General features: G+C 40.3%; 1 protein-coding gene. It reads left to right on the top strand.

The window, feature by feature from the left end; all coding sequences use genetic code 11:
- Nucleotides 1-28 precede the first annotated feature (28 nt).
- Nucleotides 29-985: transposase (locus B371_RS0100235; protein WP_019412367.1), on the top strand; the 957-nt coding region annotated here is incomplete at its 3' end.

Genomic DNA, 985 nt, shown 5'->3' with positions numbered 1-985 from the left:
ACACATTAACAGACTGGAGAAATGCTCTATGCCTATTATAAGACAAGAAAGCCTGTTTGACATGCAAACTTTATATGACTTGGAACCTACCCATCGGTTCAATACGGTTTTATCCGGTATTGATATCCATCCAATCCTTGATGTTGTGATGAAAAAGTCTCGCGTCGGGGCTCCACAAACGCTAAATTATACAGCCATGATTTATTCATTAATCGTTCGAATCACAGACCGTATTCCATTTATCAAAGACTTGGTAATTCGACTTCAAAATGACTTAAGATTCAAAGTTGATTGCGGATTTCTGGTATCCGATGAGATTCCTTCGGAAGCTTCTTATTCACGCATGATTACTTTAATCAGCGAATCGGATGCACTTGAAATCGTTCAGGAACGCACGCTTCTACTGGCCATATCAGAAGGTTTCGTTTCGGATGAAACAATCGCGATTGACGCCACCCATGTGGAAGCACGTGATCAAGCACCTTTCAAGAAAGAAAAAGTGGAAAAAGAACCAAAAAAACGAGGCCGTAAAAAGAAAGAAGAACGTGAACAATGGCTAGTGGAAAAGGCGGAGGAAGAAGCGAATCTTCCGCTGTATGAAAAGACCATTGCCGCCCAACTAAATGTTCCTCTATCGAAATTACGCGATTCTGTTCCGACGTCCCCTGAATGGGGAGTGAAAAAAAGTAGTGAAGGAAAGAATGTCTTCTGGTATGGATTTAAATATCATTTAGCTGTTGGTACGCAAAGCCAATACATTCTTCAATCCTTATTTTCTTCGGGCAATCTAAATGGAAAGGCTGCAATCCCTTTACTAAAAGGGGTTCAAGATCGTTTGACTTCGCTAAAAATCAAGTACGCTACAATGGATGCTGGATACGATTATCAGGCGATATATGAACAAGTTTATCGCATAGGTGCACATTCAATTATTCCGTACAATAAAAAGAATGAACCCGAACCTATCGGATTTGATCGGCATTTT

It is taken from the genome of Paenisporosarcina sp. TG20 (genome assembly GCF_000286315.1).
Taxonomy (GTDB): Bacteria; Bacillota; Bacilli; order Bacillales_A; family Planococcaceae; genus Paenisporosarcina.
The sequence above is the reverse complement of the archived record's forward strand: the minus strand, read 5'-3'. Positions and strand labels throughout refer to the sequence as shown.